General features: G+C 43.1%; 18 protein-coding genes. 2 read left to right on the forward strand and 16 right to left on the reverse strand.

The window, feature by feature from the left end; translation table 11 throughout:
- The first annotated feature begins 15 nt into the window (after positions 1-15).
- The gene (locus tag VB118_10705) at positions 16-2,205 is read left to right on the forward strand and encodes a glycoside hydrolase family 36 protein (GenBank protein ID MEA4833068.1); all 2,190 of its coding nucleotides are present in this window, start codon (positions 16-18) and stop codon (positions 2,203-2,205) included.
- A gap of 235 nt (positions 2,206-2,440) precedes the next feature.
- On the opposite strand, the gene VB118_10710 is transcribed toward VB118_10705, so the two are convergent.
- The 11 genes from VB118_10710 to VB118_10760 all read right to left on the reverse strand — a co-directional run bounded on the left by VB118_10710 (position 2,441) and on the right by VB118_10760 (position 17,292).
- Positions 2,441-3,025 (reverse strand): DUF6143 family protein, encoded by a 585-nt coding sequence (locus VB118_10710; GenBank protein ID MEA4833069.1) that lies wholly within the window; start codon positions 3,023-3,025, stop codon positions 2,441-2,443.
- Between the two features lie 350 nt (positions 3,026-3,375).
- Positions 3,376-4,872 (reverse strand): hypothetical protein, encoded by a 1,497-nt coding sequence (locus VB118_10715; protein MEA4833070.1) that lies wholly within the window; start codon positions 4,870-4,872, stop codon positions 3,376-3,378.
- A 228-nt stretch (positions 4,873-5,100) separates the two neighbouring features.
- A complete protein-coding gene (locus tag VB118_10720; GenBank protein ID MEA4833071.1) occupies positions 5,101-5,967 on the reverse strand; it encodes a sugar phosphate isomerase/epimerase family protein in 867 nt (288 codons plus the stop codon).
- 65 nt (positions 5,968-6,032) lie between these two features.
- Positions 6,033-7,346 carry an InlB B-repeat-containing protein gene (locus tag VB118_10725; protein MEA4833072.1) on the reverse strand — a complete coding sequence of 438 codons (1,314 nt, stop codon included), beginning with the start codon at positions 7,344-7,346 and terminating at the stop codon, positions 6,033-6,035.
- 29 nt (positions 7,347-7,375) lie between these two features.
- On the reverse strand, positions 7,376-8,359 hold the full coding sequence (locus VB118_10730) for a Gfo/Idh/MocA family oxidoreductase (protein ID MEA4833073.1): 984 nt from the start codon (positions 8,357-8,359) through the stop codon (positions 7,376-7,378).
- Positions 8,360-8,428: 69 nt separating this feature from the next.
- Positions 8,429-9,637: a lysylphosphatidylglycerol synthase transmembrane domain-containing protein gene (locus VB118_10735; protein MEA4833074.1), complete on the reverse strand. Its 1,209-nt coding sequence runs from the start codon at positions 9,635-9,637 to the stop codon at positions 8,429-8,431.
- 531 nt (positions 9,638-10,168) lie between these two features.
- A complete protein-coding gene (locus tag VB118_10740) occupies positions 10,169-11,029 on the reverse strand; it encodes an EamA family transporter (GenBank protein ID MEA4833075.1) in 861 nt (286 codons plus the stop codon).
- Positions 11,030-11,324: 295 nt separating this feature from the next.
- On the reverse strand, positions 11,325-14,450 hold the full coding sequence (locus VB118_10745) for a sigma-70 family RNA polymerase sigma factor (GenBank protein ID MEA4833076.1): 3,126 nt from the start codon (positions 14,448-14,450) through the stop codon (positions 11,325-11,327).
- A 221-nt stretch (positions 14,451-14,671) separates the two neighbouring features.
- Positions 14,672-15,658, reverse strand: coding sequence for an ATP-binding cassette domain-containing protein (locus tag VB118_10750; protein MEA4833077.1), 987 nt, complete (start codon positions 15,656-15,658; stop codon positions 14,672-14,674).
- A 19-nt stretch (positions 15,659-15,677) separates the two neighbouring features.
- Positions 15,678-16,493, reverse strand: coding sequence for an ABC-2 family transporter protein (locus VB118_10755; protein ID MEA4833078.1), 816 nt, complete (start codon positions 16,491-16,493; stop codon positions 15,678-15,680).
- Positions 16,494-16,497: 4 nt separating this feature from the next.
- On the reverse strand, positions 16,498-17,292 hold the full coding sequence (locus VB118_10760) for an ABC-2 family transporter protein (protein ID MEA4833079.1): 795 nt from the start codon (positions 17,290-17,292) through the stop codon (positions 16,498-16,500).
- A gap of 416 nt (positions 17,293-17,708) precedes the next feature.
- Between VB118_10760 and VB118_10765 the strand changes: the two genes are divergently transcribed.
- Entirely contained in the window at positions 17,709-18,101 is a 393-nt protein-coding gene (locus VB118_10765) for a head-tail connector protein (GenBank protein ID MEA4833080.1), read from the forward strand.
- Positions 18,102-18,119: 18 nt separating this feature from the next.
- Here the strand turns inward: VB118_10765 and VB118_10770 are convergent, their stop codons facing one another.
- From VB118_10770 to VB118_10790, 5 genes are all read right to left on the reverse strand, one after another.
- Entirely contained in the window at positions 18,120-19,262 is a 1,143-nt protein-coding gene (locus tag VB118_10770) for a helix-turn-helix transcriptional regulator (GenBank protein MEA4833081.1), read from the reverse strand.
- 583 nt (positions 19,263-19,845) lie between these two features.
- Positions 19,846-21,870 (reverse strand): bifunctional 4-hydroxy-3-methylbut-2-enyl diphosphate reductase/30S ribosomal protein S1, encoded by a 2,025-nt coding sequence (locus VB118_10775; protein MEA4833082.1) that lies wholly within the window; start codon positions 21,868-21,870, stop codon positions 19,846-19,848.
- A 215-nt stretch (positions 21,871-22,085) separates the two neighbouring features.
- A complete protein-coding gene (locus VB118_10780) occupies positions 22,086-22,715 on the reverse strand; it encodes a lysophospholipid acyltransferase family protein (protein ID MEA4833083.1) in 630 nt (209 codons plus the stop codon).
- A 34-nt stretch (positions 22,716-22,749) separates the two neighbouring features.
- Complete coding sequence (locus tag VB118_10785) at positions 22,750-24,012, reverse strand: NAD(P)/FAD-dependent oxidoreductase (GenBank protein MEA4833084.1); 1,263 nt, start codon at positions 24,010-24,012, stop codon at positions 22,750-22,752.
- The gene (locus tag VB118_10790) at positions 23,993-24,853 is read right to left on the reverse strand and encodes a MurR/RpiR family transcriptional regulator (protein ID MEA4833085.1); all 861 of its coding nucleotides are present in this window, start codon (positions 24,851-24,853) and stop codon (positions 23,993-23,995) included. Before VB118_10790 ends, VB118_10785 begins: the two co-directional genes overlap by 20 nt.
- Positions 24,854-24,914: the final 61 nt, after the last annotated feature.

The raw sequence follows: 24,914 nt of genomic DNA on the forward strand, positions 1-24,914 counted from the left end.
TAAAGGAGAGTGTTTATGAAAAGCCTGGGATTGGGAAACGGTTATACCGATATTAAATTCAGAAACGATACAAAGTGCGGCGCAAGATACTGTTCATGCGAAGCAGTATATGACGAGGCGCTGCTCGACGGTCATCTTATCGGGCGTTATTGGTCCGCATGCGGACAGATAATACCTGAATTGTCATTAAGCGATTCCGGTTTTATAAGCTCAATAAAGGATTTCTCTCTTGATTCATTTTCACTCAGTATCGGCGGTAAAATAATCTCCGGATGGAAATATGCCGAATCCGGCTTAAGAAACGCCTCCGGCAAATCCGAAGTCGGAGTTTTTATACTGGAAACAGACGAATGCCCCATATCTGTTCGCGTATGCACAAAGCTCGACGGCAGCGAGTTTATCGAGAGATGGCTCGAGATAACGAATATGGGGTCATCTTCACTGCCGATAACCTCGGTTTATCCTATGTCAGGGAGATTATGGCTACACAACCATATACGCGGAACAGAAAAATACTCATATCCCGCCGAAGAAGTCATGTCGCCAGAAGAAGGCTCTCCGTTTATAGCGGCTTATAATCATTCCTCCGGCTGGGGTAAAGAAGGCGATATTTGGTTCGAGCCTTTAAAACCCGGCGAAACATCGTATAACGGTGGAATTAATGGCAAATCGGGATGGTCGCGGCCTGCATTCTGGCTTCGAAATCTGTTAAACGGTCATACATTCGTATGCGAATATGCATGGAGTGGAAACTGGGAGATGAAATTCAATTACGACGACTCACCCGAGCATACACAGGCGGGCTTTGCGATCGGCATGCCGGAGATAACCGGCGAAGCGATAAGGGTTCTCTCTCCCGGAGAAACCGTAATAACACCTGCTGTGCATTTCGCGCTCTTCCTCGGCAATGATGATGAAATTGTTCAATCACTGCACCGTCATGTCAGAGATTCAGTAATGCCGGCTTACCCTGCCGGAAGAGAAAATGAAATAGAAGCCAATCAGCGTGGATATATGAGAGACAGCGAAACGCTTGACGGAGTGCTCACCGATATCGACGTAGCGCATGAAGCCGGCGCGGAAACATATCTGTTCGATGCCGGCTGGAGCGGCACAAAGCCGCCGAATGACTGGTGGTATACCGCCGGCGACTGGATCCCCGGTCCGTGGCTTCCGGGGGGTCTCGCTCCGATAACCGACAGACTGCATAGTTATGGTATGAAATTCGGTCTTTGGGTCGAATTTGAAGCAATAGGCTCGACAAGCACGCTGATGGAAAAGCATCCCGACTGGGTCATGAAAAGATGCGGCGTTCCGGTTTATTGCGGAAGAGCTCTTGACCTGTCAAAGCCCGAGGTAGAGGATTATCTTGAAAAAGAGCTGTCACGTATAATAACAAGCTACGGACTTGATACTCTCAGAATTGATCACAACAACAATTTGGAAATAGGCGGCACAATCGAAAGAGACGGCTTTTGCGAAAATGTAATGTGGCGTTATTATGAAGCTCTTTACAGAATTTTCGATAGCCTACGAAAGAAATTCCCCGATGTCGTTTTTCAAAACTGCGCGGGTGGCGGCGGACGGCTTGATCTGGGAATACTGCAAAGATTTCATAACACCGATATTTCGGATTGGATGCGCCAACCCAGAGGAACAAAGATACTCAACGGAATAACTATGGTCCTTCCTCCGGATAAATGTCTCAGAGCTTTCGGAGTTGAAAGCGGAGATCATGTTATGGAATCGGATATTGATTTCCAGATGAGATATATCTACATATGCCATCCGAATATGCGAGGGATCGCTCCGAACGTGGATTCCTTTAATCCCTGCTTGAAACAACGTATTAACAATAATCTTCAATTATTTAAAAATCTTATAAGACCGCTCATGCGCGATTGTCTCGTATATCATCATACTCCGTGGCTTCCCTTAAGAAAAAGCGCGGAGTGGTGTGTATTTGAATATTCTGCTCCAGATAAAACGAAATCACTCGCTGCGGTTTTTCGCCTGTCTTACAGTAGAAATGATTTTTATATTTTATATCCGAAAGGTATAGACAGAAGTAAAAAATATAAAGTATCCTTCTGTTCATCAGGTGAAACAGCGGAAGCCTCAGGATATGAACTTGTAAATAACGGACTCCGGTTGTATATGCCCGGAAGCCTGACATCCGAACTTATTATATTTGAAGCTGAATAATAAAGTAAGAGCTGCAGCAAACAATATTCTGCTGCAGCTCTTTTTATATGGGAAATAATGCGAACAAAGAAATTAATCTGAAGTTATTCAACTTCATGATAATAATGAGGTGATAATTAACACAGCAATTAACGGTGATTTAGAAAAGCCCTTATACCAGAGCCTTTTCTCTCTTTGAGCGGTAATTAAATTGCCGAGTTAATAATAATAAGTTTGTTGTGAGTCATATATATTTTCAAATCAGCTGTTTTCCGCCGTTTGGTATTTTTTCTTCCCACCATCCGAAGGCAATTCTGCCATCCGCAGGATCATCATATCCTTCCACGAGTGATATAAGCACAAGAAACGAGCCTCCGGGAGGAAATATGAATTTCCCGTTTTCATTATCGGCTATTGTTATTCCAGGTTGACTTGTTCTGACGAATGCTTTTGCGCCTCCATAAGGATCGTTGGTGACATTAATAGCTTTTTGAATGATGCTTTTCGGCACAGGAACAGGCCAAATGGCCGTGTTAGAGCATGTAAACAATTTAGATTCAGTGAAGCCGCACGAAGGATTGGCGTTAAACCAAAACTGTGCATTATACGGTCCCGCTGAAATATCGCTCACCGTCCATACGTTTACATGCAGATTTACACCGGAATTATACGGATTATATAATCTCGCCCAGGCTTTCGTCCCTTTTCCAAATAATAAATTTTCAGCATAACCTACAAAATATTCGCCTTTCATTGACTCGAATAATTCTATCGGTATATTTACACTTTGAACATAATTATTTTGATTATTATTTGTAAATACTCTCTTTGAACCAAGCATATTCTACCTTTTTCATTTAAAGTGATTATTATTAACTCGGCATTTAAATAATAACCGCTTAAAGAGAGAAAAGGCTCTGCTATATGGGCTTTTCTCTCTTGTAAAACAAGGCTTATTTAAATGCCGTTTTAATAGTATATAACCGATTATATAAGACAATTCAATACACTATATGAAAATAAATGAAAAACGTGAATGAAATCAAGCTAACAGTTCCTACTGACAAGTCTGTAGCTGACCTTTCTCCGCCGAGTAAACGAGCCTGCCAAGCACACAATAACGCCGGAACAGGTAAAATGCCTGTTCCGGCGTTTTCATTTCTGCAATGAAATTGTTATTGAGTCAGCCGATTATTTTCTTTTCTTTGCTACTGTGATAGCACCGGCTGCTGAAACGAGAGCAACGAGAGCGAATATGATTCCGTTGTCGCCTGTTTTTACAGGAGTTTCAGTATCATCACCGTCATCACTGGGTTCTTCTGTTGCGGGAGCAAGATTTTCTTCATCGCCACCGATGTTTATGAATTCAGTGTTGGTATATTGACTGAGAAGACCAGCTGTTCCGACAGTGCGGAGAGCGTCATATGAGAAGTTGTTCTGCCATACTATCGCGCCGTTTTCGGTTACTACGAAGTTATCATATTGGCCGGAACCGTCATGAGTGCTTCCGGAAGTATCGCCGATAAATCCTATAACATCCTTGCGGGGAGCGGTTGAAGCTGTGAATTCGCTTTCGCCGTTTATTGTAAGGGGAGTTCCGTCTGCTATAAGCGAGAATTTATTTCCGCTCATATATTTGATCTCGAAATGATTCCACGTTCCCATTACGAATGTGAAGTTTTCGAATGCGCCGACTTCTGTTCCGCCATCAAGATAATAAAGCTGGTATCCTTTGATACAGAATCTCGGGCCTTCGTAAGCTGTTGTGCCGTTGTATGCCTGATACATCCAATATCCGCTTAATCCTGCTTCAAGTCCGGCATCCGGAACATAGCTCGGAATGCGGAAGTCAAATCCAAGGCTCCAGTCGTCGCCTTTGGGCTGAGTTGCGATGTTGATTCTTACGTGACCGTTCTGTCCTTCGGGCTTTGCATTATTGACAACTGTGGCATGATCGCCTTCTTCTGTCACATATCCGCTTGTGTTTACTATTGTTCTGTCAACCGGATACAATGTAACAGCTTTATTGGCATCTTCTGATTCAAAGTCTATTGAATACTTTTCAGTGCTACCTTCGGTGAGAACGAAATTGTCCCAGAATCCGAAGCCGTCATAATATCCGGCGCCGGCAAGACAGGGAGCTGTTCCAGGCTGGTCATTGGTTCCCTGATTGGACAAATCGCCTATAAAACCTATATATTTGCTGAGAGTCGTTGAGCTTGGGGTAAGCTGTGCGTTTCCGCCGAAGGTGACAGCGGCGCCGTCAACCTTAAGAGAAACCTTCGGGCCTTCGGTGTAAATAAGCTCGAAGCTGTGCCATGCGTCTGCGGTGAGAGCCAAATTGTCCGCTTCGACTTTGCCTTCGGCTACCAAATCAAAATTGAGCTTATCGCCTTTGAGATTGATTCTTCCACCTTCATATGCAGTTCCGTCATATGAAGAGTAAACGACTAAATCGTTAGGTGTAGCAACAGAGCTGTACTTGAAATCAAATTTAACAGAATAATTCCAGGAAGAAGGAGCGCTGGGCATTTCTATTCTGAAAAATCCGGAACGAGTGCGGTACATGCCGCATTGAAGGATAGTCCCGCCGGCATTCGCTTTTACTTCTTCAGCAAGAACCGCAGAAGGAATTGCGATCGCAACGGCAAGAGTAAGCGCAAGAATAATTGCAATCAGTTTTTTCATGTTTACTTCAAAACCTCCAAATTTTTTGCTTTTCATAGCGTGATCATTATATCAAGATATGGTTTAAAAGTCAATATATTTTTACCATATTGTTAATATTTTATTCTTTATTTATACTCTATCGCGTTTTTTCGATTTCTTCTAGACAAAAAATATGGCATGCGATTATCATTAAACGAGTTAATAATCGCATGCCGCGCTTTTAATAATTTATAGTTTAAAGGGTATTCAAGCGTTCAAATCCTTTAAGACCGAACGGATATATGCGATGTCGTTTTTTGCATACCATTCGCGGTCGCCGGGACGCGGAGCCTCGATGCCGATAAGACCGGTAAAACCGATTTCCATAAGCTTTTTAACGTATATGCGATGATTTATCATACCGTCGCCGAGTGACGTCGGAAGAAGTCCGCCCGTGCGGGGCAATGGCTGATAATTCTTCATATGTGTATAAAACAGCTTTTTGCCACACAGTTCAATCGCTTGTTCAAGCGGAAGCACACCGGAAAAGAAAGCGGAGTTGCCATAGTCAAGGTTTACGCCAAAATTTTCGCGGTCAATCATATTGACCAGCTTCATTGCCGATTCAGATATGTCATGAAGATAATTCATATGCGTCTCAAATGCGAATTTCACATCGTACTGCTTCGCATAATCGCTTACCAACTGACACGCCTCAGCGGCAACTTCATAATGCCATTCTTCCGCGCAGAACGATCCGTGAAGTCCGTATGAAGCATCGTTCATCGGCTTATTTGGGTCGTAAAGCGAACCGGTGAAAAAGTTCATGACTGACAGCGGCACTCTTTCGGACGCGAGATCGAGAAAAGCGCAATACTTTTCGACCTCAGCCTTGCGGGCGGCGGCATCCTTTGTCATAACATTTACTCCGCCGCCGAATAGAACACATCTGATTCCATACTGATATGTATATTTCCTGACGGAATCAAGATACTCCTTGTCGGTAGCAAAAGCCTTGCTTTGATGACGGAATTCGATCCCGTCAAAGCCCAGCTCGGCGGCTTTTCTGCACACTTGTTCGATTGTCTGCCCCTGCTCGCAATAATTGATGTGCATTATTACCGGATATGACATTATGCTTTCTCCTTTAATTTCGTATATCTTATCTTGAATTCAGCGGTTTATACCGTTAAATCTGATTACGCCTTTTTCTTCTTTGAGAAGATTATGATTGCAGCGCCGGCCGCTATAACAACAACAGCGATCACAACATATATCCAAACATTGGAGGGATTCTCTTCTGCCGGAGTTTCGCCGGTTGCGGGTGCACCGGTTGCGGTGGCTGTGCCTGTAGCCGTCGAGGTTTCGCCGGTTGCGGGTGTCACTGCAGCTTCTTCGTACTGAGCGGTAACCGTTATATCCTCGGTAACTGCTGAGAAATCCTTATCCCAGCCTGTGAATGTATATCCTTCACGAGTCGGATCCTTCGGAGCGGTTGCCGCTTTGCCGGTTTCTACATCAACTTTTTTAATTTCTGTTCCGTCATAATCTGCAAAGGTTACAATGCAAAGCTTAGCAAACTGAGCCTTTACTGTGGTATCGGCTTTTATATTTGAATAGCTTGCGTCCCAGCTTGTGAATTTATAGCCTTCTTTGGTGGGATTAGTGGGAGCAACGGCGTCATCACCTTCATATACCAGCTGTGAAGAAAGGTCGTTTCCGTCTGCGTCCTGGAACTTAACTGTATATGTTTTAACTGCGGGATCTGCAGCGGCATCCTTAGCGTCTGTATCGGAAAGGATAATCTTGTTATAACCAACTTTGCAGCTGGCTTCCTGCGGACCGCAGCAGCCGTCGCCCCATGTAAGCCATCCGTCGTATGAGGATTCAGTGCCTTTATCTTCGGTAGCTGTAAGGACAACAGTAGTAAGATTTAATTTTGTGCCTGCTAAAGCATCGCCGGAGAAGATATCCTTCCATGCGAAAGCGATTTCATATGATGTAAACGATCCGTCATTCTTTATATCGAGCTTTGAATTATCAAACTTACCGCTCCATAAATATTTGCCTACTTTACCATCGTTACCTAGACCAAAGCACATATTGCATGCATTAAAATCCATTTGAAGCGCATCGCCGTCCCAGATACTTTCAGAGGCGGTGTTTTTATTGAAGTGGGTTTTGTCAGCAGTTTTTACTGCCATATAGAAGTAATCTTTGTCCCAACGGAGCCATATATCATAAGACTGGTCAGGATTTGCCTTATCTGCCGTTAACGCACCGGCTTCATCGGTTCTCATTGAGAAAACGCTGGGAAGTGTTCCGTCGTCTTTGACGGTTCTGGTGGGTTTGCCCCATTCGGTTTCGGAAATAACTCCGTCAATCGTCGGCGCGGTCGCGAATTTACGGGCGAATGCGGCGTCCGGCATTCTTACGACATCAGCCGAAACAGCGAACGGAACCATCACCGCGATCATAAGTGCGGCAATGATAATGCTAAAAACTCTTTTCATTTTTTTCTCCTCGCAGTTAATAAATTATTTTATTTATCCGCTTCCTGTTGAATCAGCAGGGTTTCGCGGGAAACGGCAATAGTATGGACCGTGTCAATCTGAGCCGGCTTTCCGGCAAGCTCATCAAGGAACACGGCAAGGCAATTTCCGGTGTCCACATCGGGTGTTTTCACGGTTTCGAATCCGCCCGTTCCGTTGAGCGCGACGCGGAAATCCTTTTCACCGTAACAGAATTCCATGACGCCCTTTGTTCCCCACACGGTAAATCTCCAATAGGTGGGCAGCGAATAGCCGCAGGAATCGGGGGCCGCATAGCTCACGTCTGCCATCAGACCCGCGCCGTTTGAAAGTTCGGCCATGTACTGACCGCAGTCTTTAAAATCGGGGGCTTCCTTGGCAAAGCCATTCCAGCATCTGGCGCCGATAACGCGTTTGAAACCCAGCCCGGTCAGATATTCGACGAGATCAATGCCGTGAATGGCGATATCGTTGATTGTTCCGCCATGCTTGCCTTTTTCAAAATACCAGCCGGCGCGGCTGCCCCACAGTAGGGGATGCTGTCCGCCGAAGCTGATTGAATTTATTTCGCCGAGTTTGCCTTCGGCGATAAATTTCTTTATCGGCTGCACCCACTGATGATATCTTACATCAAGCATACAACCGACCTTTAAGCCCGTTTTTTTGACAAGAGCCTCGATCTGGTCAAGCTCGTCAAGCGATGTACACAGAGGCTTGTCGGAATATACGTTCTTTCCGGCCTTGAGAGCGGCGATCGCCCTGGAGCCGCGTATCCCGAAATAATCGCCTATGGCTATTATATCAATATCCTTTTCGGCAAGCATAGCCTCGTATGAATCGTGTGTAAATACAACTCCCTTTGCCTCGGCGGCGGCTCTTGCCTCCGCGTTTTCTTCAAACGCGGCGATAATTTTAACATCGGGATTGGCTTTTGCCAAAGCATACAGCGCAAATATATGTACGTGGCGAAAACCGCAAAAAGCAATATTAGTCATGAATAACTCCTTCATAAACTTCGCGCAGATTATATCACATATCAGAGACAAAATCAACTGGAAAAAATATTAAGTGTGCGAATCTGTATATTTTTTGATAGTCTTTCCGAAATAGACAAGTAAGCCGAGAAAAATAAACGAATAATAGGTCAATACCCTCCATACCAGCATAGCCCAGAAAATATATCCTTTAGTGAGGGATGAAAACATAATGTAAAATGATCCCTCGGCGGCGCCGCAGTTTCCTGGCGTCGGAATGAAGGTGATCGCGGCATATATGAAAGCGGAAGCCGAAAAAGCATCGAATAACGCAACCTGCCCGCCGAAAGCGATGATAACAAAATACGGGACAGAAAGAATGGCAATATGATAAAGGATGTCGCACGCGAGCACTCCGACCCATACGCTTCTTTTTGACAGCAAATATCTTATGCCTTCTCTGTATTCTCTCAGAGTTGATATCGCGGTTTCTCGCGAATGTTCCTCGTTCTTTACAATTCTCAGCTTCTTGCAGAATTTGATAATGGAACCGACCGCTCTTTCTGTAAACGACGGCGCCAAAGTGAATAAAAGGATCACGCACGGAATAAAGAGGTATAGTAAAATTCCGAAATATGCGGCAATTTTCACTGCCACGCTGTCAATTACCGAATTTTTAAATATAAATGCAAGAACGGCGACAATGGCAAAAGCAGCCTGCATGGACATAAAGCCCGCGGTCGGCATTGCGGCGCTCGCACCGGTCGGTACTCCGCTTTTCTTTAAATAAAATATTTGAAATGGCTGTCCGCCTATGCCGGACGGCGTGAGATTGTCATAATATTTTCCAAGCACAGCCACCTCATATGACGTTTTGATTGAAAAAGAGCCGGTAAGCTTTTTCATCATCAGCACATATTTTGCAGTCTGCGCGGCGATCGAAACGACAATACATCCGATCGCTATGAGAATAAAAAACACGTTGATTCTGATTTTTGAAAAAGCTTCAGCGCTTACTTTTTCGCCCGTAAACTCATTCGATGCCGTATAGCAAATAACAATTGCGTTGATAACGGCAAAAACAATGATGCTTATATTGCGGGTCCTTTTATTCTGCTTCGGAGGATTGTCCGCGTTTGTTTCCGAATTTGAATTTTTATCGGTATCTATATTTATGTAAGAATTTTTAATATTTTTATTTTTTTCAGTTTCAGCCGCCGGATTTTCTGTTTCTTTATCCGGACATATAATGTCTAAAGACGCGGCTTTTGTTTTTAAACTCTTATCCGGATCGGTCATGCAATTTACTCCTTTTCAAATGCTTCAAAGATCAAATATACCATGTTTTATTTCACATATTAACGCAGTAAAGCTTATTTAATAGCCGTTTTATAATTTTCGAGTCAATAAACATCAAACAATCATATTTCATTGCCGTTCTAATTAATACCAGACCGCTTTCTTATGAAATGCTCCTTCTCCATGTAAATGCAGAAAAGTGAGCGTATTATATGAATATCAACCAAAATTATTCTATGTCTGACGGGTCGAAGACATACCGCGAAATAAAAGGATATAGTCAGATAAAAATCCGCGGTAACCGTTTAATAATCATCAAGCGGTCAAAGTTGATTATATCACTTATAATAAAAAAAGTCAATGTCCCGATAAACCGCGGGGGTGAAGTAAAAATTGCAAGTTTAATTGTCGTAAAAATTGCAAGTAAAAATCGAAAATTAAATAATCCTCGTTTATACGTGATGAAGCCCATATACCAGAGCCTTTTCTCTCTTTCAACGGTAATTATTTAAATACCGAGTTAATCCTTTCTTAAATCATCATGACAGTGCCGGCGACAATCAGACACAGCCCGAAAAACGCTCTTGCGGAAAGCTTTTCTTTAAGGAATATATAGGCAAAAGCAACAGTAGGAATAATACTCAGCTTATCTATAGGCGTAACTATGCAGGCTTCTCCTGTCCGCAGAGCGCGGTAATAACAGAGCCATGTCGCTCCGGTTGTAATCCCGGAAAGGCAGATAAAAAACATGCTCCGCCTGTCAACAGATCGTACAAGTGATTGCTTTTTCTGCCCGAATACAATCAGCCACGCGATAATAAACACGACAACGGTTCTTATGGCAGTCGCGAGATCAGATTCTATTCCCGATACGCCAATTTTGCCGAAAATTGCATTCAACGCTCCGAATGCTGCGGATAAAACCGCGTATATGATCCATCGGCGATCATGATTTTTATAATCGTATTTCTTTTTCAATATCATAAGAAGCGTTCCGGCTGTCATCAGCGCGGTACCGATTCCTTTAAAAAGCGTTACGCTTTCTTTTAAAATTATAAACGCCAGAAGAACTGTCAAAACATTGCTTGATCGCTCAACCGGCGTTACCGCGCTTATATCTCCGAGTTTCAGAGCCTTGAAATAGCAGAGCCATGAAATACCTGTCGCCGTCCCCGAAAGCACGAGGAAAAGATAAGTCCGGGTTCCGGCAGAAGCAAACGCCTCATAATTTACAGATCCGGCGATAAAGGCCGCAAGCCATGAAATCACAAGCACAATGCCCGTTCTTATCGAAGTCGCAACGTCGGAATCAGCGTTTTTAATGCCAACCTTGGCGAGTATTGCCGTAATTCCGGCAAAAAGCGCGGATAAAAGCGCGAAAATAAGCCACATTTAAAATCTGCCCTCTTAAAATAAAATCAAATAATCCCGGTTGCTTCTTTCTTTTGCATGGACATAAGCTTTTTATAGCTTGCCCTGATCAACCGGTATTTATTATTAACTCGGCATTTAAATAATTACCGCTTAAAGAGATAAAAGACTCTGGTATATGGGCTTTTCTCTCTTATAAAACACGACTTATTTAAATGCCGTTTTAATAACTCGGTTCTATCATCTTGAAAAAACAACCTGTTCTTATAAGCTTAGCCGTAGGAAAATTTTCCTACGGCTAATTGAGTATTGTTTTTTATTCCATCAGTGCTTTTGCACGTTCGACCGCCGTTTTATAACGATCTTCGTTTCTCACGCCGTTGAACCACTCCCAACCATGTGACGCTGTCATGCCATAATATGCAAGGCTTTTGCCGCAGTCAAGAACCGAGGCATAATCAGACAGTGGCTCTCGTTTGCCGTCCGGCAGCTCAAGAAGTTCCTTGCCTTTTACGATACGTACACCGCCGTAAATCAAAGGATCGCCTACATCTAAAAGCTCACCGTCTGGTATCTCAGACCATTCCGGCATCAATTCAAGTGAGCGGTCAAGATACTCGTAACCCTCGTCGTTTTTGCCCATCCCGAACAAGGCACAGGCGGTGCGAAAGCAAGTGGAAGAATACAGGCCGAGCCATGCAGACGGTACTTTTCCGTCTCCCATGCTCTCCAATATTTTCATACGATACTTATTCCACGCTACCGCCTTATCAGGCGCCGCCCAATAACGGCTGGGACGACCAAGAAAATGCATAAGTATATTAAAATTGTTCACGGCATGGCGCAGACGGCTTTCGTCGTGTTTGTCGGCCTCCCATAGCTGATCTTCTATGACCTCGCCGTAAATGGAAGCGTATTGCGTGATCTTCTCCGGCTTTTTACGGACGCCGCAGCGATCTTCAAAAACCACAATATATCCGTCATCATCCGACACATACGTATATACTGTGCTTCCTATATATCCATCAGTCAGGTCAAGCGCATCATAACGACGCATCATTCCGTCGCAAAACGGCATATATCCGTCACCGGTGCCTTCAAACGCAGTCAACTCATAAACGGCGGCAAGCGTGTCGCTGCAGTAATAGTTGACGGTACGGACAATACCGACACCGCGCGCGAAATAATACTCTTTTTTACCTCCGCGATATGCAAGTCCTTCGTCAAGCCCGGTGATATCGAGAGACAGCTTCATGCAGTTTTCAAAAGAACCTGCTTTTGTTGTAACCGTTCCGCATGCTTCGCACCGTGTTTCCGTTCGGATTGGCATTGAATCCCAACGCAGATATTTTTCAGTCGTACTTACACCCGGTTTCCATTCATTTGACCATATGTGATTGGCCGCATCCTGTAAAATACCGTAGATATCGTTATACAGAAGCGGTTGGTCAGCTCCGCCATCGGTATTTTTCAGTTCAAATGACCAACGGAAGTTATCGTAATAACGAATAATTCCTTCCTGATTTTTTGCGACACAACGCTTGAAAAAGTTCCAATGTCCTGTTTCCGTATAGTTGGGATTAAACTTAATATCTGTGGCAAGAATACGCTGTGCGACCGAACAAGCGGCGTTGGTATGCGCTTTTTGAAGTGGCGTTTTCGCCAGTACCTTCGCTCTTTCCATGGGGAAAGACACATCACAGACTTTGTCTTCGTCCCAATAATCGTTGCGGATCTGCTCAATCATATCAATCCAGCAATTCTCGTCATATCTCAGCCGGTGAATATCCCAGTTACCGGAAAGAATCGCCTTTTTTCCGTCAGCAAAGCAGATAGTATACCGACAGGTATGCTCCTTGACAGACGGATCATAAAGAGCTTCATATTCCCAGGTATTGCCATTGGCACAGGGGAGTAATCCTTTTCCGCGGATATTGCAGGATTTCAACAGTCGTATTTCGGTAATACCGTCACATTTCCGTTCCTGTTTTACAATACCGGTTCCGTCCTTATAATAAGTTTTATAGGCTTCGTTATCGTGCTTTGTCACCCAAAGCTGACAGCCGTCAAACAGTCCCGCCGGGGTCTCAACAATCTCATCGGATGAAGCATATGTCAGTAACGACCCGTCGGAGCCGATATGTGTTTCACCGACAGACAGCTCGCAGATAAACTGACCGTCACAGAAGGAGGCGTTGCGGAAAATCATGTCGGCATCCATGTCGGTTGCCCAAAGAGATCCCGTGCTGTCCCAGTCAAAGCTCCAGTGTCTGATTTTACCGCCGCCGATCCGAAGCTCTTCGCCAATAGCCCTCATAATGTAATTATCTTTGGCTATTTCCTTATAGCTCTCCGCACATTTCTTTTCCGCCGTGAGTTTCGCGAGGGGTTTTGCGTAATCTGCATCGGAGGGCTTAAAAATGCTCAACGCTTTCTCATAAGCGGCAAATCCCTCATCCGGCTTGTTTTCCTTGAAATACGCGTCTCCAAGCCAGTACCATTCGGAAGCTAAAGCAAGCCGAAAGCCGGCGTTTTCAAGCTTTGGAATCTGCTTGTCGCGGATAAATTCGATTTTCGAATTCCCCCATACTTTACTGTCCTCACGGGCGGAAATAAATTTCATTACTTCATCATTTTTACCAAGCTCAGCGGCTTCCTTGATACGGGAAAACAAAGCGTCGTTTTTATCTCCCGTAAGCCACCACCAGCCGAGCATAAGCACATCGGCAAGAGCGTGGTATTTGTCCTTTGATTCCGGAAGTTTTTCAACGTCTGTAAGTACATCGTTATAGACCGTTTCAAATCCGTTTTTGCTGTTTTGAAATTGCCAGTTTTTAAGCTCTTCAACCTTTTTCATGACTCGTTCCGTCATTGTATCGTTGATATCTTCGTTCATTGCGCACATTTCCTTTCTAATCTTTTTTCTGCCGTCATAAAGCTGAGACTTCACTGTGCCAGTCGAGATCGACATTTTTGCGGCAATCTCCACGATGGAAAGTCCGTCAAAGTAATGCAGATGAATGATCTCTCTGACTTTTTCCGGCAGTCTGCCAATGCTTTCATGAAGCTGTTCTTTTTCTTCTTTGGATGCGTACCATTGATCAGGAGAGCCATAATCCGTTTCGTCAAAGAGGCAGTTTTCCAGCTCATCAAGGCAGACATAGCTGCGATACCGCACAAGCATATTTTTTGCGCAATTTTTCGCAATACGGCAAACCCAAAAGCGAAATTTTTCCGGTTCACGGAGCAGATTTAGCTTCATCCATGCTGCAACAAAAGCATCTTGGGCAGCATCTTCCGCCATAAACTGATTATGTGTAACCGCGACAGCCGCAGAAATCACCGACTTCTGATAGCGAATTACAAGAACCTCATATGCCGTTTGCTCTCCAGCCAAGGTCAGCATAACCAGTGACTCGTCATCCAAATCAGAATATTTCATAAGCAATACGCATCCTCCTTTCGGATATTATTAAAACATCAATTAAATAAGTCTTGTTTTTTAGCGGTAATTATTTAATTACCGAGTTGATAATGATTCCGGAATCTTTTTCAGCGCTGTAAATAAGACACAAATAAAAATGAAAAGGTTGGGAAGGTTGAAAATAATTTAAAGCAGGAGGCTGCAGCAAAACGAAAATTTTTGCTGCAGCCTCTTTTTACTCATTTTGCGTCGTTGTAGATCTGTCTTATTATTTCATCTATTTCCGTTTCTTCTATAGATAAATCCTTAACCGGATATTTGGCGGAAATATCGCTGATCAGCTGAGACGCGGAAATCTCGCCTTTATGAAATCTTAAATAAATTCTTCGCCCTTCATTTTTTACAAACTCCGCTTTCGGATGACAAATTTCGGTTTCATCTCCATCAAGCTCAACAATCAACTGACGATATTTTGCGGTTTTTTCAAACAAATCATTCAGCGGACAATCTGATATTATTTGTCCGTGATTGATAATTATAACCCGCTCGCACAGCGCCTGTATGTCATCCAGATCATGAGTGGTCAGAATTATCGTGGTCTGATATTTTTCATTGATTTCTTTAATAAATTGCCGAATTGAGTATTTGACTTCCACATCCAATCCTATAGTCGGTTCATCCAGAAAAAGAATTTCCGGATTATGCAGCATAGAGGCGGCAAGATCCCCTCTCATACGCTGCCCTAAGCTTAATTGTCTTACCGGCGTATTGATAAATTCATTTATCCCTAAAATTCTGTCTAATTCCGACAGTTGGCTTTCATATTGCTCTTTCGGAACCTGATAAATTCTGCGCAGCAATTCAAAAGATTCTCCCAAACGCAAATCCCAATAAAGTTGAGATCGCTGTCCGAACACGACTCCCAATCGGTTTACGATCTTTTGCCGGTCTTTTTGCGGAGACAATCCGTAAATAGTAACCTCTCCGTCAGTAGGATGCAAAATTCCGCACATTATTTTGATGGTTGTGCTTTTTCCCGCGCCGTTTGGACCTATATAGCCGACTATTTCTCCTTTTTTAATTTCAAAGTTTATATGATCTACCGCTTTTTTAATCGATTTTTTCGCGAAGAATAAATTTTTAAAGGCGCCCTTTATACCGCTGCTTTTTTCGGTTTGTATAAATTCTTTTGATAAATTAGTTGCTTTAATCAATACTTCAGACATAGCAAGCTCCTATCTATAATTATGATCCTGAACTCTCATAGCTTTTGATTCCGCAATGGTAAATAACGATACTAATTATGTAAGTCATGATACCAATGAAAAGCGTCCATAAACACAGGCTTCCGGGAATGTGAAAGGTTGTTTCTATATTTAAAAATTCGCTGGCCGGATAAAAACAGATAAACCCGACCGGAATCAAAAAGGTCAGAACCGATTGCAATATAACGGGATAAATGCTTATAGGATATTTGTTGGAATAATCGAATATTTGCAGCGAAACATCAATCAACTTGTTTGTTCTTTTTACCCAGAATGACAAAGAGCCTATTATTGTATAGATTCCTCCCCTTAAAAGAGTCGCTCCTACAATAACAAGAATGAGCCTGATGATATTAATAAAAGAGCAGGAAAAACCGATCGAAATACAGCCGTATATGAAAATAATAATTCCGGGTATCATATCCGTAAAGCCGATAAAATTAATATTGCTGAAGCTGTATTGAAAGAAAGTGCTCAGTGGACGCGTAAGCAATCGGTCAAATTCACCTTCGGTAACTGAATAATCCATATACCACATTTGGACAAACAGCACTACCGACAGGCCATGGCTTATGATGCCAAGGCCATACATAAAGACAACCTGATTGAAGGTCCAGCCGCCAAGAGGCTGAAAATTTGATGTGATAACATTAAGAGTGATGACGCCAAAGGCAAACTGCAGCGCATTGGAAAACACCCATCCGATCAGATAAGCGGGATACTCCAGGCTGGATTGAATATTATATTTTGAATAAACCAGCATCATTTCAAAATACCGCTTTAATTTTTTAATCATCAAATCATCCCCCCTGCACCAATATGTTCTTCTCCACCTTGTTTTTCAGAAATGAAAACAATAGCAGAAAAGCGAAAATCCAAATTACCTGGATCAGCATGCCGTACAAAGCCTGCGTCAATGAAATTTTCCCTATGTAAATACTCAATGGATGCTGATAGGTATAAATAAAAGGCAGAAATTTTAATACAGACTGAATTTGCTGAGGATATAACCATACCGGAATAAACGAGCCGGATAAAATCAGAATAATATAATCTTTTATCGATCCTAAAGGACCGATATCGATAAACCAAAAATACAGCAGTCCGAACATTGCGGACATAAGCCACAGAATACCATAGCTGAAGCACGCGCTGATTAAAAACAACAGGAAGTTAAGCGGCGAGGCGGGCAATGGTTTTACTATAAACAGAGCCGACACAGCCAAAACCGGGATAACTGTCTGAAGAAAAGCGGTAACCGAATTTCCCAGGTCTTCACAGAAATACATTTTAAATATTTCAATCGGCTTTATATAGTCGACGGCTATGTTGCCCTTTCGCACACGGCTTCTGATATTTCCTTCCACTGACATACTGAACAAAGAAGATAAGATAATGGAAAACACCGAGTAAACGATCATCTGATTTTCGTTTACAGCGGAAACGGTATTTAAATTATGATAGGCGGCCTTCCAAAAAAACACAGACGCGCATAAAAGCAGCAATTTTGAAATAAGGCTGAATAATACCTCGTATCTGTAATTCAAGGCAAGCAATATTTTGATCTTGATCATATATAAATAAGGATGATACATACTGCTCCTGTTTTATAAATTTTTTTCTGCTGAAAGCACTATAATTCGACAGAATAAGCGGATTTTCTAAATTTGCATATATGAGATTTATTAAAACTGCATTTAAATAAGTCGTGTTTTGTAAGAGAGAAAAGCCCATATACCAGAGTCTTTTCTCTCTTTAAGCGGTAATTATTTAAACGCCGAGTTAATAATCTGTATTGTATTATATTTTATAAAATAAGTCAATACACATAATCCCAATTTAATGATTTTTTGGTAATTACAAAAAAATGATTTATAGAATAAGGCTATTTGCATTCACAAAACCATATGTAAAGGAACGCAAGGCTTTTGCATAAATAAAAGCCTCGCGTCGATAAATGTTATTCTGTTTTATTTTTCTGCAGACCCTACACCAGTCTGCCGTCGCTGATATGAAAATGCTGCTTGCAGTAATTATCGATTTTGTCGTCATGGGTGACGATTTTAACCATAATGATGATGGCTATATCCTTTATAAAACAACTCTTTCTACGCAAGGATTGCTTCGTAATTCTTCTATTTGTTCAGACAATGAACTCCTTCAGCTGTACATCACCGCCGCTGTCAGATACGCCGAGAGCTATCAGCATCTCGCAGAAAACTACTACACCGAACATCAGATGCCGCCAACAACAGAACAAGCCGTCATCATGCTGTCTTCCCACGTCTATGAATCCAGGGACGGCAGCACGGGTAGCTTTTTTGCCGACAACGTGCAGGCTGGACAGCAGGTATGGAATACGGTCGATATGTTGTTAAGGATGGGGAGAGAGTATCTGTTTTAAAGTATAAATTATTAATGTTTATCCTGCATAGTTTGTCAGTAATTCCAAGCATTCTTTGAAGGTTGGTTCATCTTCCATGCCTAAATAATAACCGTTTTCAACATATCCATGCAAAAAGACATAAGCACTGCTTTTCCCTGTATAATTATCTTGTTTACATAATGTGTCTTTTTTAATCGTTGAACTCCGCTGAGTAAGATTAAAATTATATTGTAATTTCTCGGCATCTATATATGGCATATTCTTTACTGCGAGTTCAAAGTGTTTTATTGCTTCGGATTTATTATCTTCTTCAAGTAATTTTCTTGCCAGACGCTGATGTAAAAACATATAAACCCAGCATGATTTCTTTTCGTTTTCACCGATATTTTTGTCAATGGCCGCGTAAACAGCATCCCAAATAGAAATATCACGAATGCATTCCTCAGAGCTATATTCAAAAAGCGGTTTTATTTTTTCATCAGGATATGCAATACCATTTAGGAAACACGAGTTTAGCATGTTTATAATAATCGGCAGTACAGACAGTGAGAAATCTATTTTTGATTTTCCTTTTAAAACCATTTGACAAATAAATTCGCGTCCCATTACGATCGAAGGCATTGTAAGAGCAACATGTAATGCTTCATCAAAATTTTCTTTTTTATTCAGAGACATAATAAGAATATTCTTTGCGCACAATCTGAGAATATCATTTGCATCACTACCACCTGTGCAATCTCTCAATACTCTTTTACATAAAGCAATAGCTTCGTAAATAGTCGGATTGTCCTCTGCTGAGTTAAACATAGTTAAATTTGACGCAAGCATAACAGCCAGTGCATAATTTTGCGGATATAATGCGATCGCCCGACGAGCTTCTACAAGTGCTTCATCAAAACGACCTTCAACTTCAAGTTTATTGATATTCATTATTATATCATCTTGCTCTTTTTGTGAAGCATTATACCCGAGAAGCTCGTCTATTGTAATATTGAAGAATGATGCTATTGATGGTAGTATTTCAATGTCCGGATAACAGTTCTCTGATTCCCAACGAGAAATCGCCTGCGCAGTTACACCAAGATATTCGGCGAGCTTATCTTGTGTAATATCATTTTTTTTGCGGAGAAGTTTCAGCTTTTCACCAATTTTTATAGTCATTTCGTCACGTTCTTTCATATGATTCAGGCCTGTTAATATATTATATTAACAATAATGGAATAAATCAATTATAAATCGGTTGTTTTTTTATCAACAATTGATTAATTATAAAAAGGATGATATATTATGAGCTTTGGAAAAATTAACAAACACATCGAGATAATTTCTACCACCCTGATCAAGGATAGCGAAGACTTCGTTACTCGAGGTGATACTGTACTTTCTAGAGATAAAGCTTATAAGGAAAACAAGAATAGAAGCGGACGTTGTGCTAACCGAGCAGCGTTTTCTTCAGTTAATGTTATGTTCCGATTTCGGTACATTCCGGATGTTGTTGTAACATCAGCAGAACAGATTGTATGCGATGGCAAGAAATATAAAATACTCAGCGTCGAGAATTCCTGTAGTTGAGATATGTATTATTGTTATCCTTTCCGTCGGAAATGGAGATTGTAGCATTTTCGACGGCAACCTGTTAACTGACACTGCGACATTTTATATTCAGTTTCTTGCCAGGCTTCTTTTCAAAGAAGCCGCGTATACCTTTTCGATAACAAAAGCGCCGCAAATCTGCGGCGCCTGTTTTTGCTTTATTCTGTTGTTACGCTTCTACGCTGCCGCTTCCTTCGGCGGTGCCGTCAAAGGCTTCCGTTGCCGGAGCGTTTTCCGCATTCTCCGCTTCGGCGGAAAGAGCATCCGCTTTATCGAGGAGAGCGCGCATTGAAAGGCTGACTTTTTTCTTTTCCTGGTTTATATCCGTTATTTCGACTTGAACCTCGTCGCCTGACGCAAGAACCTCGGAGGGCTTTGCGATGCGTTTACGGGTAATCTGCGAAATGTGGATGAGTCCGTCAACGCCGGGAACTATCTCGGCAAACGCGCCGAAATCGGCAAGACTCACGATTTTAACCGTGCAAACGTCGCCTATTTTATATTTCTCGTTGAAAATGACCCAAGGATTGGTATCTTCTGTCTTATAACCGAGTGAAATTTTCTTTGTCTCTTTGTTTACGGCTTTGACGAATACGGTAATCGTATCGCCTTCCTTTAATACTTCGCTCGGGTGCTTTATGCGTTTCCAGCTAAGCTCGGAAATATGTACCATTCCGTCAACTCCGCCGAGATCAACAAAAGCGCCGTAAGTCGTAAGAGTTTTCACAACGCCGGTATAAACCTTACCGACCTCGATATCTTCCCAGAACTTGACCGCAGCGGCCTTCTTTTCTTCTCTCTGGACTGCGCGAATCGAGCCGAGAAGCTTATGCTTGGACGGATCAACCTCGAGAATTTTGAATTTGACCTCATCGCCAACAATGCTGGAAAGTTCGGCTGTTTTAGGAAGTCCGGTGAGAGAAGCGGGGATGAATATCTGCTGACCTTGACTGTTGACGAGCACTCCTCCGCGGACGGCCTCTTTGACCTTCCCGGTGAATACATCGCCTGATTCCTGTCCTTCCGAAAGCTTGTGCCATGAAAGACGTGAATCAATACGTTTTTTGGAAACCATAACGGTGCCGTCCGCATCGCTGAATTTCTGAAGTAATACGGTTATTTTGTCACCGACTTTAAACATTTGGTGAAGGTCGGCCGAGTTGTCATCGGTTATTTCGTCTATCGGCAGAATCCCGGTGTGCTTTACGCCCAGATCGAGATGCAATTCGTTCGGCAAAATGCTCGTTATAACGCCCTCTACCTCTTCCCCTGTATTTAAAGTTTTGAATGACTGATCGAGCATTTCCGCAAAGCTCATGTTGTCGTCAAGTATCTTGTCCGACATATGTTTCGCAACCTCCCTGATTATTCTGTCCGGAGTAGACGCCCCGGCGGTGATGCCTATCGTAATATTTGAACCGATAAGTTCCGGGGGGATATCCCGGAAATTGCTGATTCTCTTCGCAGGACAATATTCCTTCGCGATAGAAACCAGCTTTTCGGTGTTCGAACTATTTTCGCCGCCAATTACAAGCATATAGTCGGAATTGGCCGCAATCCTGCGGCAATCCGACTGTCTTTCTTCCGTCACTTTGCATATTGTATCAAAAATAAATAGATTTGTATATAGCTTTTTAGCGATTTTCAAACTTTTTTTATAAATATTTACATTCTGAGTCGTTTGAGCAAGCATTATGGCGGGCAGATCACGATCCTCCGGAAAATATGATTCTTCCAGTTTTTCAGGCGTCGGAGCGATAATTACCTTTGCTCCGGCGGCAAAGCTGACTATTCCTTGTACCTCCGGATGAAACGCGTCGCCGGAAACGATCAGAAGCTTTGCTCCGCGCGCGAGCTCGTCGCGGACAATCAAGTGGATTTTTTTTACATACGGGCATGTCGTGTCAATATATGCGATACCAGAAAATTCAAGTTTTTGTATAAGAGAAAACGGAACTCCGTGAGAACGCAGAACTACCTCGTCCAGCTCCGGTATTAGCGATGGGATATCTTCTTCGCTTATGACACGCGCGCCCTTTGCCTCAAGCTCAGCAATATAATCGTCATTATGAATCAGCTTGCCCAGTAAATTCACGCGCTTGCCGCCGCTTTCGCAAAGCGCGCGTTCGGTCATTGCGGCGGCGCGCCTGACACCAAAGCAAAAGCCCGCGTGTTTTGATATGATAATACTCATACGCGTATCCGTCTTTCTTTAAATTAACATGGATTTCCTGTATTTTGTACCATGAGCTTTCTTGTGCAAGCCCTCGCGATTCTGAAAATAACTCATGCATCGTAAGATTATTATTAATCAGCAAATTATAAACGTGAGAAAGTAAAGTGCTCATATACCATAGCCTTTCTCTCTTTGAGTGGTAATTATTTTATGCGAGTTAATAATAAGCGCGATCATTCCGAGAAAACGGCCGACGATTGCGCGGATTCAATTTCGTCCATTATCTGCGCAAGTATTCTTTCGCTCACTTCTTCGTTTGTTTCCTTTATTCCCTCTATTCCCTCGGATATCTCGGCAAAAACCGGTTTGCCGAAGGAAACAAAGGATTTTCTGAATAATATGCTGCGAAAACCCCGAGTATATATTCCCGTCGGAATAACGGGAGCTTTTGTTATATTGGCAAGAAAGCCTATTCCGTATTTTAACTGACTTTTTTCGGGCTTTTTACCGCGGTAACGTTTTCCCTGCGGAAATATAACAATCACATTTTCTTCCCTCAGCGCTTTGATAGCGGCGCGAAGAGCGGCGGAGTCTTTTCCGTCGCGGTTAATCGGTATAGCGCCGATTTTTTTCATAATGTTCCCGATGAACGGCGTTTTAAAAAGCTCCGCTTTTGCTAAAAAAGTCAACCGACGTGACATATGCGCCGCCACCAGAAACGGATCGATAAACGAAAAATGATTCGGAGCTATTATCACCGCGCCGTTCTGCGGTATGTTTTCCGTTCCCTTTGCTCTGGATCGGAACAAAAAATGAATTATAGGAGCCAGAAAACTCCTTATCTTATCATAATAACTGTTCATTGATCTGCCATTTCGTTATTAAAGCGTTTATTTATTAATACGAGCTACGCATTGCGGCGGATTCCCCCGCTTTTTTACCCGTTGAAAACGCTATCTGAAGATTATATCCGCCCGTATACGCGTCGCAGTTTATTATTTCGCCGCAGAAAAACAAGCGTGGACATATCAGAGATTCCATTGTCTTGGGATTTATTTCTTCCGTGGGGATTCCGCCTGAGGTAATAATAGCCTCGTCGATAGGACGCGTCCCCATGACAGTCAAGGTGAAATCCTTTAACAGTGAGACAAACCGCGCCCTTTCTTCTTTTGTTATCTCGTTTACCCGTTTTTCAGGCGATATTCCGGATAAGGCAACGATTACGGGGATAAGCTTTGCGGGAAGAAGACGGGCAAGCGAATTCGAAAATTCACGGTTTTTATTCTCCGAAAAATCATTGAGCACGCGTCTGTCAAGCGTTTCGCGGTCGAGCGCAGGCTTTAAATCTATCGAAAGCCGGCAGCTTTCACCTCGCTTTAAAATTCCTAACTTCGCGGATGCGCTTAGTATCACCGGACCGCTCACTCCGAAATGAGCGAAAAGCATTTCTCCAAAATCCTCATACAGACATTTGCCGCCGTTATCGTAAAACCTGACCGCCACATTTTTAAGCGAAAGCCCCATAAGCTCCCTGCATACAGCTCCCGCGCATTCAAGCGGCACAAGCGACGGATAAAGCGGTGTCACCGTATGCCCCAGCGCTTTCGCGAAATCATATCCGTCTCCGGTGGAGCCGGTTTTCGGATAGCTTAGCCCGCCGGTCGCAATGATGACTGCGCCGAATGATCTTTCCGTTCCCGCTGTACGCACCAAAAAGCCATTGTCCGTATGTGAAACAGATATTACCCGGGCATTTATTTTTTCAATCAGTCCCGTTGACATCATCTCCCTGACAAGCGCGTCGCGTATATCCTTCGCGCTGTCCGAAACCGGAAAAACTCTTCCGCCACGTTCGGTTTTCAGCTTTACTCCGGCTGATTCAAAAAAAGCGATCGTATCAGAGGGACTGAATGCAGATATAGCCGAATATAAAAAACGGCCGCCGGACGGAATGTTTTCTATAACATCGCGCACATTGCTGTCGTTTGTTACATTGCATCTTCCCTTTCCGGTAATCAAAAGCTTTCTGCCAGGTTCGCTGTTCCGTTCATAAATAACGGCAGAAACTCCCTGCCGCGCGCAAAATACCGCGGCGGTCATTCCGGAAGCCCCGGCTCCTATCACACATACGCGCGCCGTATCATTCGTTTGTTTTATCATAAACCTCATGAGCCTCCCATATAGACTCTAGCTCTCCGTAGATTTTACTGACACTGTCCTTTTTCTTTCTCCCGATCGCAATGATCAACGCGTTGAGCAGGCTGAACGGCGCCGTAAGACTGTCGGCAAAGGAGACCATTTCACTCTGGGCGCACAGACACACATCTGACATCGGAGCAAGAGGCGATTCCATCCCGTCGGTAAGTGATATTATACGCGCGCCCTTTTTACTCGCATACTCGACAGCGCGTATTATACGTTTTGAATAACGCGGAAAGCTTATGGCGAACACGACATCACCTTCCGAAGCGTGAATGAGCTGTTCCAGCAGTTCGACTCCGCTAATCGCTGTGATTTGCCGGACATTTTCGCAAATATGATTCAAATAATAGCCGAGGAACATAGCCAGGGCCGACGAGCTGCGCACTCCGATTATGTATATGCTTCTCGCGGAGCAAATTGCATCGACTGCCGCATCGAAGGCGGCGCGGTCAATGTTCTCAATTGTTCTTTTGATCTTATCTATATCCGAGGACAAAACACTGTCAAGTATGCTGACATTGCCTATTCTCTCGTCCGACAAGGCAATTCTTTGAATTGAAGTGAGCTTGCGGTTGGCGATCTCTTTTAAATATACCGAGAACTCCGGATATCCGTCAAACCCGAGCTCGTCGGCAAATCTCACTACTGTAGACTCGGAAACGCCTACGGTAGCAGCAAGCTTCGCGGCGGTCATATATGCCGCCTTATCGTAATTCTCTGTTATATAATCCGAGAGGCGACGCTGTGATTTTGACAGCTTCACGCTTTCATTTTGCAGGCGGCTTAAAAAATCTCGCATACATCTTTCACCGTGTTTAAAACATTAATAATATATCAGTTTATTTTAATGCCGCACGCTT

The sequence above is a fragment of the Oscillospiraceae bacterium genome, assembly GCA_034925865.1.
Classification (GTDB): Bacteria; Bacillota; Clostridia; order Oscillospirales; family SIG627; genus SIG704.